14 protein-coding genes are annotated in these 15,493 nt (G+C 39.1%); 6 read left to right on the plus strand and 8 right to left on the minus strand.

The window, feature by feature from the left end:
- Positions 1–6: 6 nt before the first annotated feature.
- From H4J70_RS03745 to pspA, 4 genes are all read right to left on the minus strand, one after another.
- Entirely contained in the window at positions 7–1,437 is a 1,431-nt protein-coding gene (locus H4J70_RS03745; protein ID WP_182214950.1) for a YcjX family protein, read from the minus strand.
- Between the two features lie 132 nt (positions 1,438–1,569).
- Positions 1,570–2,016 (minus strand): envelope stress response membrane protein PspC, encoded by a 447-nt coding sequence (pspC, locus tag H4J70_RS03750; protein WP_182214948.1) that lies wholly within the window; start codon positions 2,014–2,016, stop codon positions 1,570–1,572.
- On the minus strand, positions 2,013–2,225 hold the full coding sequence (gene pspB, locus H4J70_RS03755; protein WP_182214984.1) for an envelope stress response membrane protein PspB: 213 nt from the start codon (positions 2,223–2,225) through the stop codon (positions 2,013–2,015). Before pspB ends, pspC begins: the two co-directional genes overlap by 4 nt.
- Before the next feature lie 56 nt (positions 2,226–2,281).
- Positions 2,282–2,950, minus strand: a complete 669-nt coding sequence (pspA, locus tag H4J70_RS03760) for a phage shock protein PspA (RefSeq protein WP_182214946.1) — start codon at positions 2,948–2,950, stop codon at positions 2,282–2,284.
- Between the two features lie 191 nt (positions 2,951–3,141).
- Between pspA and pspF the strand changes: the two genes are divergently transcribed.
- From pspF to H4J70_RS03790, 6 genes are read left to right on the plus strand one after another with little or no spacing between them, the layout of a single operon-like run.
- Positions 3,142–4,233: a phage shock protein operon transcriptional activator gene (gene pspF / locus H4J70_RS03765; RefSeq protein ID WP_182250644.1), complete on the plus strand. Its 1,092-nt coding sequence runs from the start codon at positions 3,142–3,144 to the stop codon at positions 4,231–4,233.
- A 9-nt stretch (positions 4,234–4,242) separates the two neighbouring features.
- Entirely contained in the window at positions 4,243–5,868 is a 1,626-nt protein-coding gene (locus H4J70_RS03770) for an ABC transporter substrate-binding protein (RefSeq protein WP_259364600.1), read from the plus strand.
- Between the two features lies 1 nt (position 5,869).
- Positions 5,870–6,898, plus strand: a complete 1,029-nt coding sequence (locus H4J70_RS03775; protein ID WP_182214943.1) for an ABC transporter permease — start codon at positions 5,870–5,872, stop codon at positions 6,896–6,898.
- Positions 6,888–7,781, plus strand: coding sequence for an ABC transporter permease subunit (locus H4J70_RS03780; protein ID WP_182214941.1), 894 nt, complete (start codon positions 6,888–6,890; stop codon positions 7,779–7,781). The genes H4J70_RS03775 and H4J70_RS03780 overlap by 11 nt, the downstream gene beginning before the upstream one ends.
- Positions 7,781–8,770 (plus strand): oligopeptide/dipeptide ABC transporter ATP-binding protein, encoded by a 990-nt coding sequence (locus H4J70_RS03785; RefSeq protein WP_182214940.1) that lies wholly within the window; start codon positions 7,781–7,783, stop codon positions 8,768–8,770. The genes H4J70_RS03780 and H4J70_RS03785 overlap by 1 nt, the downstream gene beginning before the upstream one ends.
- A gap of 1 nt (position 8,771) precedes the next feature.
- Positions 8,772–9,554 carry an ATP-binding cassette domain-containing protein gene (locus H4J70_RS03790; protein ID WP_182214938.1) on the plus strand — a complete coding sequence of 261 codons (783 nt, stop codon included), beginning with the start codon at positions 8,772–8,774 and terminating at the stop codon, positions 9,552–9,554.
- Between the two features lie 76 nt (positions 9,555–9,630).
- Here the strand turns inward: H4J70_RS03790 and yeiP are convergent, their stop codons facing one another.
- The 4 genes from yeiP to H4J70_RS03810 form a co-directional block, all read right to left on the minus strand.
- Positions 9,631–10,203 carry an elongation factor P-like protein YeiP gene (yeiP, locus tag H4J70_RS03795; protein WP_182174511.1) on the minus strand — a complete coding sequence of 191 codons (573 nt, stop codon included), beginning with the start codon at positions 10,201–10,203 and terminating at the stop codon, positions 9,631–9,633.
- 95 nt (positions 10,204–10,298) lie between these two features.
- Entirely contained in the window at positions 10,299–11,219 is a 921-nt protein-coding gene (locus tag H4J70_RS03800; protein WP_182230117.1) for a M14 family metallocarboxypeptidase, read from the minus strand.
- Between the two features lie 158 nt (positions 11,220–11,377).
- Complete coding sequence (locus H4J70_RS03805; RefSeq protein WP_182250645.1) at positions 11,378–13,954, minus strand: exo 1,3/1,4-beta-D-glucan glucohydrolase; 2,577 nt, start codon at positions 13,952–13,954, stop codon at positions 11,378–11,380.
- A 14-nt stretch (positions 13,955–13,968) separates the two neighbouring features.
- On the minus strand, positions 13,969–15,240 hold the full coding sequence (locus H4J70_RS03810) for a sugar MFS transporter (protein ID WP_182250646.1): 1,272 nt from the start codon (positions 15,238–15,240) through the stop codon (positions 13,969–13,971).
- Positions 15,241–15,493: the final 253 nt, after the last annotated feature.

The following is a 15,493-nucleotide window of genomic DNA, read 5'->3' on the forward strand; positions in this document are numbered from 1 at the left end:
ATCATTTCATTTCATTTTATCACCAAGTAAAAACTGCATTACTTGGTCCATACGCAGGTGAGGTAGACATTCATGTTGTCCAATCGGATCCATCGGAGCAAAGCTAATAAAATTAAAAGTCTCTTGCTGCCAATAATCTTGTTCGGGTAATTTACTCGGCACCGCACCCGGAAAAACCGTAATTAGCTCTCCATTTTCAGAGCGTTTGCCACGAAGCACAGGAATGTCTTGCCCTTGGTAACGACTCGTTCCTGCTTGTGTCGTTTTAACAGAAGCTAGCGCCAGTGTTTTCATTTCAATAACATCATAATTTAACTGATGTTTAGTTTGATAAACAAGCTGGTCGAGTAATTTTACTAAGTTATGGTGTTGCTCTGGCGTAACATGGTCAGCTTTGGTCGCAGCAAATAATAACTTATCAATTTTTGGCGCAAACAAACGAGAAAACAAACTACTTTGACCATAGCTAAAGCTTTCCATGATCATGGTCATCGCTGTTTTCAAATCAGCAAAACTCTCAGGACCATTATTTAACGGAGTTAAACAGTCTGCTAATACAATTTGTCTATCGAAATTAACAAAATGTTCTTTATAAAAAGCTTTAACAACACGTTCTTTATATTCAATAAACCTTGCTCTTAGCATACCGATTAAACAGTCATCACTGGCATTTTGATAAGCATTTTTATCCATTGTTTCAAAAGCAGTGAAAGGGAAAAATTGCAAAATGGGCGCATCTGCTAATTCTCCAGGTAAAATAAAGCGTCCGGGCTGAATAACCGACAAACCAAGTTCGTGACGAAAGTGTAATAAAAGCTCAGTATATTCTTTTGATAAGTCAGCCAACCTTTGCTCATCGACCTTGGCAAAGGGATCTATTTGATTCACTTTTTCTATAAAGCTTTCTGCTGATTTAAACCTAGGTTCGGTAAGCAATAATGCTGTTGTTTGTTGTGACCACTGTTCAAACGTTTGATTTAACATCGGTAAATCAAGTAACCACTCTCCTGGATAATCAGTAATATCTAGGTATAAAGTTGCTGTATCACTGGCATATTTCAACAATGACTCTTTGGGCTTATAACGAATAGCAAGTCGCATCTCACTAATACCATGGGTCGGCTCAGGCCATGTTGGTTCATTTTGCGAAAAAGCTGACATTGCTCGGTCATATTCAAAACGGCCAATGTGTAAATGCTTTTGAGGCACTCGTTTAGCGGCAATGAAGCGCCCTTGATGAACAACATTAAAAAAACCAAGCTGTGAATGATTGCTTTCATTAACGAGTTGGTTGACTAAAGAAGTAATAAAGGCTGTTTTGCCACTACGACTGAGACCTGTAACGGCCAAAGTAACGTGTTGGTCGAGCGTTCGATTTAATAAATCACTCGCTTTTTGCTTTAATTTATTCAGCTTTTTTTTATTTATAAATGCCATGAATTATCTTACTGAAAGTTATATTAATATTTAATGGATACACTTAATCACAAAGACAAGTCGTACGCTTAACTATTTGTTAAGCGAACAAGCTAAAAAAGCGGCAAAAGCCGCTTTTTAATTTTTTGTTGATCACAACTTATTGATTTCTCGAGAAACAGTAAACTCAGGTGAGGTAACATAATGCTCCATCGCTCGAACTTCCCTTTCTAGGGATTTAAATTTATGTCTAATATCCTGAAAAGCTTGTTTAGGCGGCTCTCCAGATTGCCAAATACGCGACTTCACCTTGATAGACTCAGAAGAAAGTTCTTCTTCTGTGTGCATGGTAGCTGATGCATATTGTGATTGTGCTGGTTGTGGTTTTTTAGCGGTAGCGCCTGGTTTTTTATCTAAAATAAACCAACCAGCAATATAAATAACCACAAACCAACCCATACCTAGTAAAACACCCGAAACCACTAGAATACGCACTAACCATGTTTCCCAGCCAAAGTAATCAGCTAGACCAGCACAGACGCCAGCAATTTTTCCTTGGCTCGAGTTTCTGTATAATTCACCACGGCGCTTGTCTGTCATACCTTGCTTCTCCAGTCAGGTGTTTCAGCATCTAAAATAGCTTCAAGCGTTTTAATTCTCTCGGTCATTTTATCGGCTAATTCAGAAAGTTCAGATAATTGCTTGTACTCTTCTTCACTAAAACCTTGGGTTATCTGGCGCTTACTTCGGTAATGTAAAATCAACCAAATAGGGGCAACTAACAACATAAAAATGATGACAGGAACCATTATAAGTTCTTCCACAGTACTTCTCCTTATAAGTTATTCAACACAAACTGAGTTATTTAGTTTTTCTTATCTGATTTCATTTTAGCTTTTAATTGCGCTAATTCATCATCAATATTTTCATCAGATTCTAAATCAGAGATTTCATCTGCTAATGATTTGCTCCCTAAATCAAGGGACTCAACTTGTGATTCGATATCATCAATTTTACGTTCATAACTATCAAAGCGACTCAGTGCGTCATTAACTCGACCACTATCGATATTCTTTTTCACTTTTAAACGAGACGTCGCTGTTTTTTCTCGCATGATAATTGCTTTTTGTCTTACTTTTGCATCCGCTAATTTTTCTTGTAACTGAGAAACTTCACTTTGTAATTTAGCAATATGATCATCAACGTGGTTCAACTCATCTAAAAGTGACAATGCATTCTCAGCACACTTTTTCTTTTCAACGAGCGCCGCTCTTGCTAAATCTTCACGGCCTTTGCTTAAGGCTAGTTCAGCCTTTTCTTGCCATTGTTGCTCATCTTTTTCAAAACGAGTCGCTTGACGAGATAAATCTTTCTTATCTGCTAAAATTTTAGCAGATGACGAACGTACTTCAACTAAAGTATCTTCCATTTCTTGAATGATCAATCGTACCATTTTTGCAGGATCTTCTGCTTTATCTAACAGGTTGTTAATATTCGAATTAATAATATCTGTAAACCTAGAAAAAATACCCATAACAACTTCCTCATTCAATAATTTAATTTAATGTTACTGATATTCTTTATTCATGTTTTGCGCCAAGTTTTACTATTAACTTAACTTCATGTTTTAAATAAAGTTATTATAATTAAAAAAAACACTTCAAACCTGGTGATTAATAAAATACACTATTTGTTAGTGAAATAAACCAATTATTAGGTCAAGTAATGTCGCGTTTTAACCAAAAGGATAATCTTCTTGGACAAGCAAATAATTTTCTTGAAGTTTTAGAGCAAGTCTCACAAGTAGCGCCTTTGAGTAAACCTGTGCTTATTATTGGAGAAAGAGGGACAGGTAAAGAGCTTATTGCGGCTCGGCTTCATTACTTATCTAAACGTTGGGATCAAAATTATTTAAAGCTTAATTGTGCGGCATTAAATGAAAATTTATTAGAAACAGAATTATTTGGCTATGACAGTGGTGCATTCACCGGCGCGAGTAAACGCCATGAAGGTCGTTTTGAGCGTGCGGACAATGGCACCCTCTTTCTTGACGAAATAGCCAATACCTCAGGGTTAATACAAGAAAAACTATTAAGAGTCGTTGAATACGGTGAGTTTGAGCGTGTGGGTGGCTCAAGAACTATTAATACCAATGTGCGCTTAATTGCCGCAACCAATGAAGACTTACCCACCTTAGCCGATGCGGGTGAATTTAGAGCAGATTTACTTGACCGACTTGCTTTTGATGTTATCACCCTACCACCGCTTCGAGAACGTATTGAAGACATCATGATGTTAGCTGAAAGCTTTGCGATTAACATGGCGCGCGAATTAGAATTTGAGCTCTTTAGCGGTTTTACTGAAAAAGCGAAACGTGCCATGCTTGAATATCATTGGCCTGGAAACGTACGAGAATTAAAAAATGTTGTCGAGCGTAGTGTTTATCGTTGCAATAACCCACATTTACCCGTGCATGACTTAGTCATTGACCCGTTTGAGTCACCTTACCGACCTTCTCAGCGTATTAAAACCCAAGACAGGATATCGGTAGCAGCGCCGAGTGTTGATAAAGAGAACAACGAAGAAAAACGCCAAGAGGTAATCCATCAACAGTTGCCTGTTAGTCAATCATTGGTCTTCCCTTTATCATTAAAAGACCTTTCTCAAGACTATGAGATTGATTTGATTCAATCAGCTTTAGAAAATTGTCAGTATAACCAAAAGAAAACTGCCGACGCACTCAAATTAACCTATCATCAACTAAGAGGTTACTTGAAAAAGTATAACTTATTAGAAAGTGCAGTAGACGAAGGGTAGTTGAGTTATATGTCGATATTCGCTGTTAAAAAACATTTATTGAAGATAATGACCTTGCCATTTTTATGTTGGATAACGGCATGTGATATTGATAATGATCCCTCATTAACTGACCATAGTATTGTCTATTGCTCTGAAGGCTCTCCTGAAAGTTTTAATCCGCAAACGGTTACCTCTGGTACCACCATTGATGCTACGTCTAATCAACTCTATAACCGATTAATTTCATTTAGAGGCGAAGAAAACACTATTGCTCCGTCGTTAGCAAAGTCATGGCATGTGACGCGTGACGGTAAAATGGTTACTTTTTATTTACGCAAAAATGTTGCCTTTCATCAAACCGATTATTTTACCCCAACACGTTTTTTTAATGCCGATGATGTACTGTTCAGTTTTAACCGTATTTTATTACCTAAGCACCCTTTCCATCAAGTTTCGGGTGGAAAATACCCTTTTTTTCAAAGTGTAAGTTTTTCAAATGTCGTTGAAAGTATTGAAAAAATCAATGAATACACTATACGTTTTAAGTTCAAATACGCAGACAGTTCAATTTTGGCTAACATTGCCAGTGACTTTGCCGTTATATTATCAAAGGAATATGCTGACACCTTAGTGTTAAAAAATATTAAGCGAGAAATAGACACGCTGCCCATTGGCACGGGTCCCTTTAAATTAAAAGATTATCGTCCCGGCGCCTATATTCGCTATGCTCCCCATAAAACGTACTGGGATCAACCAAGTACTTTAGAGCAACTTATTTTTGATATAACGCCCAGTAATACAGGGCGATTAACAAAATTATTAGCGGGTGAATGTGATGTAATTGCTTTCCCCATTGCTCATAACAAAATAAAAAGTAAACCTGAATTAGAGCTACAAGCGGTGACTTCTTTTAATGTCGGTTATCTTGGCTTTAATACCTTAAAGCCACCTTTTAATAATGTAAAAGTACGTCAAGCCGTTGCATTAGCCGTTAACAAGCAAGCCATTATTGATACTGTCTATCAATCTAGAGCCGATATAGCACATAGTTTATTACCAACAACCTCTTGGGCTTATGATAAGAATACTTTACCGCAAACATTTGACTTAGCTGAAGCTAAAAGATTACTAACTGAGGCTGGATTTCCTAATGGTTTTACTATGAACCTCTGGGCGTTACCGGTACAACGGGCATATAATCCAGACGCGGTTACTATGGCAAAGTTAATTCAAGCCGATTTAAAGAAAATAGGTATTAATGTGTTAATTGAAAACTCTCTCGATATGGGCTCTTTTCTTGAACAGCTGTCAAAAGGTGAGCATCAGAGTGTTTTATTAGGCTGGTCGGCGGATCACCCAGACCCAGACAACTTTTTTACACCACTGTTGAGCTGTTCATCGGCTAGAAGTGGTAACAACAGAACATTTTGGTGTCATAAAAAGTTTGATAACTTAATACAGCGAGCATTAGAAACAACAAATGTGGCCCAACGTAAAAAGTTTTATAGTCAAGCGTTAGCGATTATTTCAACTGAAGTGCCGTTAATTCCCATTGCTCACTCTAAACGATTTCAAGCAAGGAAAAACATTGTTAAGGGTGAACTATTATCTCCCTTTGGTGGCATCGACTTTAGCAGGGTGAGTAAAAACTAATATGCTGATATTTACCCTACGCCGTCTAAACTTATTCATTTTCACCATGTTTCTACTGACATTGCTGTCTTTTAGTTTGAGCTTTTTATTTCCTGGTGAACAGTTAATCAATATTTCTGGGCAAATCAATGCGACACCTAAGCAATTGATAGTTTTAGCTGAGCAGTATCAAACAAATAATAATATTGCTCAGCAATACTTTTCGTATATAAGTCATCTTTTCCAGGGAGACTTAGGTATTTCAATGGCCAGCCAATTGTCTATAAGTAACGAGATCATGCGCTTTTTACCCGCGACAATTGAACTGTCTTTAGTGGCACTTTTCATTGCTATGGTCTTTGGTATTCCTATTGGCTTTATTGCCGCCATTAAACACCGTAAAGCTACCGATAATATTATTTTAACTATTTCTATGCTGGGTTATTCAATTCCTGTTTTTTGGTTAGGCCTATTAGCCATTCTTATTTTTTCTATCCAATTAGGTTGGTTGCCATCAGCAGGACAGCTCAGCTTAGTGTTTGAAATAGAACATGTTACTGGCATACAGTTTATAGATATTTTATTAAGTGACAGTCCTTATAAGTGGCAAGCCTTTCAAGATGCCAGCGCACATATATTTCTACCTGCGTGTGTTATCGCCCTAGCTCCAGCGACCATCTTTGTACGCTTAGCTCGCACGGCAATGATGGATGTGCTCGACAGCCAATACATACGTGCGGCTAAAGCAAAAGGGCTAAGCTTTAAGCAAATTATTTATCATCACGCGATACGAAATGCTATGGTGCACGTTATTCGAGATGTTGGTTTACAGTTTGCTAACTTAGTAACTATTGCCATGGTGACTGAAGTTATCTTTAGCTGGCCAGGCATCGGCCGATGGTTAATAGAAAGTATATTTCAGCGTGACCACACTTCAATTCAAGGTGGGCTTTTAGCGCTTTCTAGTTTTATTTTTATTGTGCATATTGTCATCGATTTTATCTATGCAGCACTTAATCCTTTAGCAAGAGAGAGTCGAAATGGCGCGTGATAAAATATACTTAGAGGAAGAGTTTCCTTCACCATTACTGCAACTTTGGCATAATTTCAAAGTAAAACCCGTAGTGATGATAGGTTTTAGCTGTTTTATTTTCTTAACAATTCTCGCTTTATTTGCACCTTTTATTACACCTTATACTCCCGTTGAAAATCACTTAGATTTTTTATTACTGCCACCAGCATGGCACGAAGATGGTAATGTCAGTTTTTTATTAGGCACCGATAATTTGGGTCGTGACATGTTGTCTCGCTTAATGCACGGCACATCACTGACTTTTGGCTTAAGTTTTGTTGTGGTGCTTATTTCTTTAGGTATTGGTGGTGTTATTGGCTCGGTATCTGCTTTAACATCAGGAATAAAATCAAGTTTTCTTAACCATTTTCTTGATGTGATTTTATCTATTCCTTCTTTATTGCTGGCAATTGTTATTGTCGCTATCTTGGGGCCAGGGTTGAGCAATACCTTATGGGCGATTATTATCGTGCTTATCCCACAATTTGTTCATATAACCCGTAATGTCGTTACTCAAGAGTTCAGAAAAGACTATGTTCTGGCTTCACGATTAGACGGAGCAAGTTCATTTAGAATTTTATATCATTCTGTTTTTCCTAATGTTTTAGAGAAATTAATTAGCCAAGCAACGTTAGCCCAGTCTGCTGCGATACTTGATATTGCTGCATTAGGCTTTCTTGGATTAGGCGCACAAATTCCCATGGCAGAATGGGGGGCGATGCTAAAAAATGGTATCGATTTATTCTATATTGCCCCGTGGACGGTTTATCTACCTGGTTTGGCGATTCTTTTTGCCGTGGTGGCAACTAATTTAGTTGGTGAAGGCATGAGACACGCCCTTAAAATCAGTAAGGAAGCTTGATGAACCTTCTCGATATCAGAAATTTGTCTATTGTGCTGAAATCAGCGACTAACCCTATTTTAGCGGTTGATCGCGTCAGTTTAACCATGAAAGAGGGTGAAGTTCGTGGTTTAGTTGGAGAGTCTGGTTCAGGAAAATCTTTATTGGCTCAGGCTATTATCGGCGTACTTGATGAAAAGTGGCATGTTGACGCTGATAGGTTTCACTGGCGAGGAAAAGATTTAATGCGCTTATCTGTTGATGAACGCAAAGCCATTATTTCAAAAGATGTCGCGATGATATTTCAAGAGCCGATGGCGTGCTTAGACCCAACGATGACCATAGGGATGCAACTTACCGAGGCGGTTGATGGCGAACAATTAACGGGTTATTTTTGGCAAAAAAATCAACAACGTAAAGAAACCGCGATTAGTCTCTTACATAAAGTCGGTATTAAGCAGCATAAAATTTGTTTAAAAAAATATCCTCATCAGCTTAATGAAGCGTTATGTCAGCGAGTAATGATCGCAATGGCACTCGCTAAACGCCCTATTCTCCTCATTGCAGATGAACCCACCGCGGCAATGGAGAGTACCAATCAAGGGCAAATTTTTCGCCTATTGGCGAGTTTAAACCAATTAAAAAACATGTCGATATTATTGATAAGTCATGACCTTGAGAATGTCACACATTGGACAAATACCATTACGGTGATGTACAGCGGACAATTTGTTGAAGCGGGTACCACCAAGCACATATTTGAACAACCGTTTCATCCCTACACTCGAGCACTCGTTGATAGTAGCCCAAAGTCAAATAGTGGCTTGCCAGCAAAATCACGGTTAATGGCGCTACCTGGCAGTATTCCTATTTTACAACATTTACCTATAGGTTGCCGATTAGGCCCAAGATGCCCTAGAGCGCAACAGGCCTGTGTTGTAGCACCTAAGGTAACAAACTATCATGGTCATCAATTTAGTTGCCACTTCTCGCTAAAGGGAAGTTATTAATATGCCAATATTATTACAGGTTAATAACTTAAGTAAGTCGTTTAGAATAGGCAGAAAATGGTTTAATCAAAAATATTTTACCGCACTCGAACCGATTTCATTTGAGGTACAAGCTCACCATACCTTGGCTATTGTTGGAGAAACAGGATCGGGTAAATCAACCTTAGCAAAATTATTGGTTGGTGCGGAACTGCCTTCAACGGGCAGCATAAAACTTAATGGCCAAACATTACAACCTGGAGACTTTAAGCAAAGATGCCAGCATGTACGGATGATATTTCAAGACTCTGGGACAACATTGAACCCAAGCTTAACCATTGGGCAACTACTGAATGAACCTTTGTTGATCAATACCAAATTAAATGAAGAAGACCGCCATTGTCTAATACGAGAAACATTACAAAAAGTAGGTTTGCTCGCTGAACATATGAATTTTTATCCACATATGTTCTCTGGTGGTCAAAAACAGCGCATATCATTAGCTCGGGCGATAATATTACAACCACAGGTGATTATATTAGATGAGGCCTTAGCTTCTCTCGACCCTTCGTTACGCTCGCAAATGATTAACCTGTTGCTCGATTTACAAGAACAGATGGGACTCGCTTATATTTTAATTTCTCATAACTTAGGTATTGTTAGGCATTTTAGCGATAAGATAATGGTTTTAAGCAAAGGACAAGTCGTAGAGATGGGCGACACAGCAAAAATTCTCAGTCGACCAAAACATCAATATACCAAGAAACTTATTCTCAACCAAAGATTCCAACTGTTACACCGCTAACAACTAACCTAATGGTTAGATCAATAAAGCCAGCAAATGCTGGCTTTATAAAAGTGGAGATAAAGTAAACGAGACTTTATTTCTCAGCGCGTCCCATAAATTTACGTTCTTCAGTGTTCACTTTGATTTTATCACCGATTGAAATATGTTCAGGCACCTGTACGGTTAAGCCCGTAGATAAAATTGCCGGCTTAGTGCGAGCTGTTGCCGAACCACCTTTAATTGATGGGTCTGTTTCAGTAATAACCAGTTCAACACTCGGGGGTAAATCAATACCAACCGCAGCACCATCAACAATAATAATTGATAAACCTAAGGTATCTTCACAAATAAATAGAGCTTCGTCAGCAATACTTTCTTTATTAAGGTTGTATGGCGTGTAATCTTCATTGTCCATAAAGACATATTCATCACCATCGATGTATGAAAACATCGCGGGACGTCGGCTTAGGTCAGCGAAGTTCAGCATATCTGAGTCTTTAAACGTCTCATCAATCTTACCGCCAGTGACAACATCGTACATACGCATACGGTATAAACTACCACCGGCACGACCTTGAGGAACTGAACGCTCTATATCTCTTACAATAAATACTTTTCCGTTATGCTCTACCGCAGCATTTTTCTTTATATCACTGGCCTTTGGCATGGATAATAATTCCTAAAATTAAATGTCAGAGAAAAATAGCACGAACTTAACATTATGAAAATGTTTTAGTGTGCAAATTTTTCGGTTTTATCAGGTTATTCACTTTTTAAAATATAATCTAAACCACCCGTTATAGCAGCCACTTGCGCTAGAATGCAGTTTTCATCATCAACTTTTGGGCTGTCGGGGTAAACTTCGGTGGTGGTCAAGAATTTAGCATTGGTTAAGCCCATACATAATCCTAACTCGCGCGCAGCATAATTAATAACGCCCTGCTGTTCAAGGGGTACACCGATCAATTTACCGCTTTCGTCAGCAGGCGCTATATGGGTAACTTCTTCAACGGCATCAATAATCGCTTTTTGAAAGTCAGCGACTGGCTTCACGCTATCGGCGACTAAATAAAAGCCATCAGGGATTTGCCATTCTTTTTCTTCTATCGCATCTCGAGCACAAAGTGCTGGTCGAAATGTTGAATTATCGGTGTCAGTCGTTTCGTGTAAATCTATATGCACAAAAATATCACTGTTGAGCTCGGCAACATACTGCATTATCGCTGCTGACTCTTGGGCTGGGCTGTTTTGATAGAAAGAACGATTGGGATCTATCGCTTTGCAATTCCAACGGTTAACTGTTTCATAACCCCAAGGGCTGATACAAGGCGCAACGACAATATTAAAGTGTTCCGCATATTTGCCGGCTTGTGTTTGGGCAAAGCGTAATGCCCCCTGCACTCCACTGGTTTCATAGCCGTGAACACCACCGGTCACTAAAACTGTTTTTTTATTGTCTTGCCAGTTTTTTGTTTTAATCACATACAAAGGATAACGACTTTCATCAAGCGATAATGCGCCATATTGAAGAACATCAAAATCTTCTTTTAACGCGTTTATCTTTTCAACGACTTCATCTTGATATGAACGGGTTACCGTTTGTGCTTTAAACCACTGAACATTTTCTTTTTCAGTCCATTTTTTGCCTGGCGTTCCAATCGGATAGTTTTCTTCTTGATTCATATGATTTTCTTTTGATATTGTAAATATTATCAGCAAGTTTACACGCACATAGCGACAACCGTAAGGTCATTATCAATAAATACGCTGATTCGACCAGAAAAAAGGATAAAGCTCAACAATCAGACTTATCCTTATCCTTATCCTTTAAGTTAAATAGACTACTGCGGGCAGTTCAATGGCGCGCTAGTCGCTTTATTTGGCACTAATCGAATATGGTTAACAGATAAATTAATCGCGCCCGAGGTACGCAATTCAAAAGGCACAGCAACTTTACTCAGCTGCAGACCTTTTTCAGCAAAGCAATGTAAGCTAATAGCAATATCTTGCCACTCACCCTGCTTAAATGCCGCTAATTGTGCTTGAATATTATAACTTGCCTGACAATTTGCGCTGTCGCCAAGCGTTTCACAATTCATGGTGATATAAACAGGCGCATTAATATCACTGTCTCTTTTAACTGAAAATGTTAAGTCAGCATTTTTTTCGAGTTCACTAGTAAGATCTTCTCTAAAACCGTTGCTGTTAATAAATTTAACTCCCGCACTCGCTGCGCCAGTGGTCTTAAGTCGAAATGAATCTTCTTGTATCTCTTTATCAACCGTTCGATAAGAAATTCCTTTAAGTGATTCACTACTCGACTCTATTTCAATGTTTTGTTGTTGAGAAAACAATAACATTTTCCAAGGCGCTATCGCCTTACCTAAGAAAATATCGGTAATTAAATGCGTATTAAGCGCCACATTAGATTGCTCAGACAAGTCAGCTAATAAAGTGTCGTCTTGGTAGGTTAAACCATAGCCATATGAAAATAATGGTTGGTAGTCTTCGTCAAAACGATTGACAATTTGTGTTGGTAATTTAGGCCAAGAGAAAGACAATTTACCGGTAAAGTCGTGTTGGATATTATCAGTTGGGCTTTTCAATAAAACATCTGCGATTGCCTTACCCTCAGAGCCCGGTAGCCACGCAGCGACAAATGCATCGCTAGCATTGAGTTCAGCATTGACCCACATAGGTCGACCACTAATAAAAACAGCAACAACAGGTACTCCTTTTGCTTTAAGTGATGTAAGTAACGCTAAATCTTTTTTATGACCACGCTGATATTCAAGGTTATCAATATCACCATGCCCTTCAGCATAAGGTTCTTCACCAAAAACGACAATCGCTACATCGGGTTTGTTTGTGTAACTGCCATCAACACTCAAGGTTACTTGACCACCTGCGGCACTGACTTGTTGTTCTATCCCAGAATAAATAGAAGAGCCACCGATAAAGTCTGAATTTTTATTACCAGTTCCTTGCCAAGTAATACTCCAGCCCCCTGACTGTTTACCGATATTATCAGCGGCATCGCCAGCCACTAAGATATGTTGCTTAGGTGATAAAGGTAAGAGCTGTCCGTTGTTTTTTAACAACACTAAGGATTCGCGAACCGCCTGACGAGCAACTTCGCGGTGCGACTCCCCGCCAATTAAAGCGATGTTCCCTGATAAAACACGCTTGGCAGGACTGGGCTTTTCAAAAAGCCCGGCGCGGACCTTTACCCGTAAAATACGCGTTACGGCATCATCAATACGTGACTGCAGAATATCGCCTTGCTTTACTTGTGCAATTATATTGTCATAAAGTGGTCGCCATGCTTCTGTTGGCACCATAAAAATATCTAAGCCAGCATTAACCGCTTGAGCGCAATTTTCTTTGATACAGCCTTTAACTTGCCCGTGACCATTCCAATCACCGACAACAAAGCCGTCAAAACCCATTCTATTTTTCAAGACATCGGTTAGCAAATATTTATGACCATGGACTTTATCTCCATGCCAACTATTAAATGAAGCCATTACCGACTGAGCACCCGCAGTTAAACCGCCAACATAGCCTTGGGCATGCACAGTAAAGAGCTCTTGCTCGCTCGCTATGTTTTCGCCTTGATCATCGCCACCTTGCGTACCGCCGTCACCGATAAAATGTTTAATGGTACTGATCACGCGTTTATCACCTAAAAAATCTTTATTGGCATGACCTTGTAAACCTTTGACGACTGACGCTGCGTATAAGCGAACAATTTCAGGATCTTCTGAGTAGCCTTCATAGGTTCTTCCCCAACGATCATCTCTAACCACGGCAACAGTTGGAGCAAACACCCAATCAATACCGGTAACCATGACTTCGGTCGCGGTTATTTCTGCTATTTTCTCAATAAGTGTCGGATTATTTGCTGCACCCAAGCCAATGTTATGAGGGAAAAGTGTCGCCCCGATAACATTATTATGACCGTGCACCGCATCAGTGCCCCACATCGTTGGAATTGTTGAACCGTCGAGTGAATCATCAACAGATGCTTGATACATTTTTTCAGCCAATAAAACCCAATCTGCAGGGGTAGAATGCTTATTATTATTGGGGAAACCCCCACCACCATTTAAATATGAGCCAAAACCATAGGTTCGCATATCCTCGAGGGTAATATCACGAATTTCTGGTTGGATCATTTGCGCCACTTTTTGTTGCAAGGTCATATTAGCGAGTAAGTCAGCTACTCTTTGCTCGACTTGCGCATCTTTTTTAACGTCACTTTCAAGTTGAGGCCAAATCTTATCGGCTTTATTGCTATCAATAGCTTGTGTCTCTTGCCCCGTTAACGTCGAATTTTCAGCAGGGCTGCAACCAAGAATTAATAACGAAAGCGTGATAAGAAACCAATTTTTTTTGTTAAATTTTAAGTATTTCATTGCGTTCATATTCATTATTTTTCTGTGACTACCTTGCTACCCTTCAAACCGTAAAAGACGATATAGACGTAACAAAACAAAGGTAAGATAAAAGCAAACTGCACACTAACACTATCCGCTAACAGGCCCTGTAATACAGGGACGATGGCGCCACCAACGATCGCTAAGCAAAGGATGCCCGCTCCCTGGCTGGTGTGCTTTTTAAGGCCACTTAACGCCAAACTAAAAATAGTTGGAAACATAATAGAGTTAAATAACCCTACTAATAAAATTGCCCACATCGCTATGGTGCCAGAGCTTAAAATAGTGATGGCAATTAAAACCACTGAACAAAGCGCATTAAAGGCTAAGGTTTTACCCGCATCAATTTTTTGCATGACTGCAGCGCCAATAAAGCGCCCAACCATAGCTCCGCCCCAATAATAAGTAAGGTACTTTGCCGCTTGAGTTTCTTCTAAACCGGCGATATCAGTTTCGCCTAAAAAGCTCACCAAAAAGCTGCCAATTGACACTTCTGCGCCAACATAAACAAAAATACCGATAGCACCTAAAACTAGATGGCGATACTGCCATGCCGACCCTTCAATTTTTTCTCCGTCAACCACCTCAGCACTTTCAATATGTGGAAGTTTTAAGAAAGCAAAAATAGCAGCAAGCACTAACAAGGCCGCCATCAGTCCTAAATAAGGCAGTTGTACCGATTCAGCACTGTTCGCTGACATTGAATCAGTGACTTCGTTTAAAATTAATAACGCGCCAAAATAAGGTGCGATAGTTGTGCCTAAAGAATTAAACGCTTGGGTCATGGTTAATCGTGACGAAGCGGTTTCTTTTTTACCCAGTAAGGTCACATAAGGATTTGCAGAAACTTGCAAAACGGTAATACCACTAGCTAAAACGAATAAAGCCGCCAAAAAAACGGGATAACTATGTACAGAAGCGGCGGGATAAAACATTAAACAACCCAAAGCCGCAATCACTAAACCGACCACAATGCCTTTTTGATAGCCCATTTTTTCGACAAACCATCCTGCAGGCAGAGAAACCAAAAAGTAAGCACCAAAAAAGCAAAATTGCACTAGCATAGACTGTGCATAACTTAACGAAAAAATGGCCTTTAAATGGGGGATCAAAATGTCATTTAAGCAGGTAATAAATCCCCACATAAAAAACAATGATGTCAGTGAAATTAACGCAAAGCGAGTAGAGTTATCTCCACCAAATCCATTAGATGAATTCGCTTGTGAGGTTTTGCTTTGATCTAAAGTAAAAGATGTTCCAGCCATTGTGGTGAGGTCCTATTGCTTAAAAATAAACACAAAGAATTTAGCTACGTCAGGTAGCAAGTTTATTCTTTATATCGCTTAAAATTGGTGTTGTTAATAACAAACCTATATCAGGCTTTATTATTTATCTATTTTTATTATAATTTGGCAGTAAAACCGCGAGACCACGGCTTACTGTCATTAATTTATCTTGAGTGATACAACAAATAGTTGCAATTTAAATGAGGTGTAGTGGGTAATCAATGCGTTAAAA

Source organism: Colwellia sp. BRX8-9, from assembly GCF_014077245.1.
Lineage (GTDB): Bacteria > Pseudomonadota > Gammaproteobacteria > Enterobacterales > Alteromonadaceae > Colwellia_A.

Excerpts from the sequence above, each read along its gene's own strand:
- H4J70_RS03800 (WP_182230117.1), bottom strand. The coding sequence starts at position 11,219 with ATGAATCAAGAAGAAAACTATCCGATTGGAACGCCAGGCAAAAAATGG.
- pspA (WP_182214946.1), bottom strand. The coding sequence starts at position 2,950 with ATGGGTATTTTTTCTAGGTTTACAGATATTATTAATTCGAATATTAAC.
- H4J70_RS03785 (WP_182214940.1), top strand. The coding sequence starts at position 7,781 with ATGAACCTTCTCGATATCAGAAATTTGTCTATTGTGCTGAAATCAGCG.
- H4J70_RS03780 (WP_182214941.1), top strand. The coding sequence starts at position 6,888 with ATGGCGCGTGATAAAATATACTTAGAGGAAGAGTTTCCTTCACCATTA.
- pspF (WP_182250644.1), top strand. The coding sequence starts at position 3,142 with ATGTCGCGTTTTAACCAAAAGGATAATCTTCTTGGACAAGCAAATAAT.
- H4J70_RS03810 (WP_182250646.1), bottom strand. The coding sequence starts at position 15,240 with ATGGCTGGAACATCTTTTACTTTAGATCAAAGCAAAACCTCACAAGCG.
- H4J70_RS03805 (WP_182250645.1), bottom strand. The coding sequence starts at position 13,954 with ATGAAATACTTAAAATTTAACAAAAAAAATTGGTTTCTTATCACGCTT.
- H4J70_RS03745 (WP_182214950.1), bottom strand. The coding sequence starts at position 1,437 with ATGGCATTTATAAATAAAAAAAAGCTGAATAAATTAAAGCAAAAAGCG.
- H4J70_RS03775 (WP_182214943.1), top strand. The coding sequence starts at position 5,870 with ATGCTGATATTTACCCTACGCCGTCTAAACTTATTCATTTTCACCATG.
- H4J70_RS03790 (WP_182214938.1), top strand. The coding sequence starts at position 8,772 with ATGCCAATATTATTACAGGTTAATAACTTAAGTAAGTCGTTTAGAATA.
- pspB (WP_182214984.1), bottom strand. The coding sequence starts at position 2,225 with ATGGTTCCTGTCATCATTTTTATGTTGTTAGTTGCCCCTATTTGGTTG.
- H4J70_RS03770 (WP_259364600.1), top strand. The coding sequence starts at position 4,243 with ATGTCGATATTCGCTGTTAAAAAACATTTATTGAAGATAATGACCTTG.
- yeiP (WP_182174511.1), bottom strand. The coding sequence starts at position 10,203 with ATGCCAAAGGCCAGTGATATAAAGAAAAATGCTGCGGTAGAGCATAAC.
- pspC (WP_182214948.1), bottom strand. The coding sequence starts at position 2,016 with ATGACAGACAAGCGCCGTGGTGAATTATACAGAAACTCGAGCCAAGGA.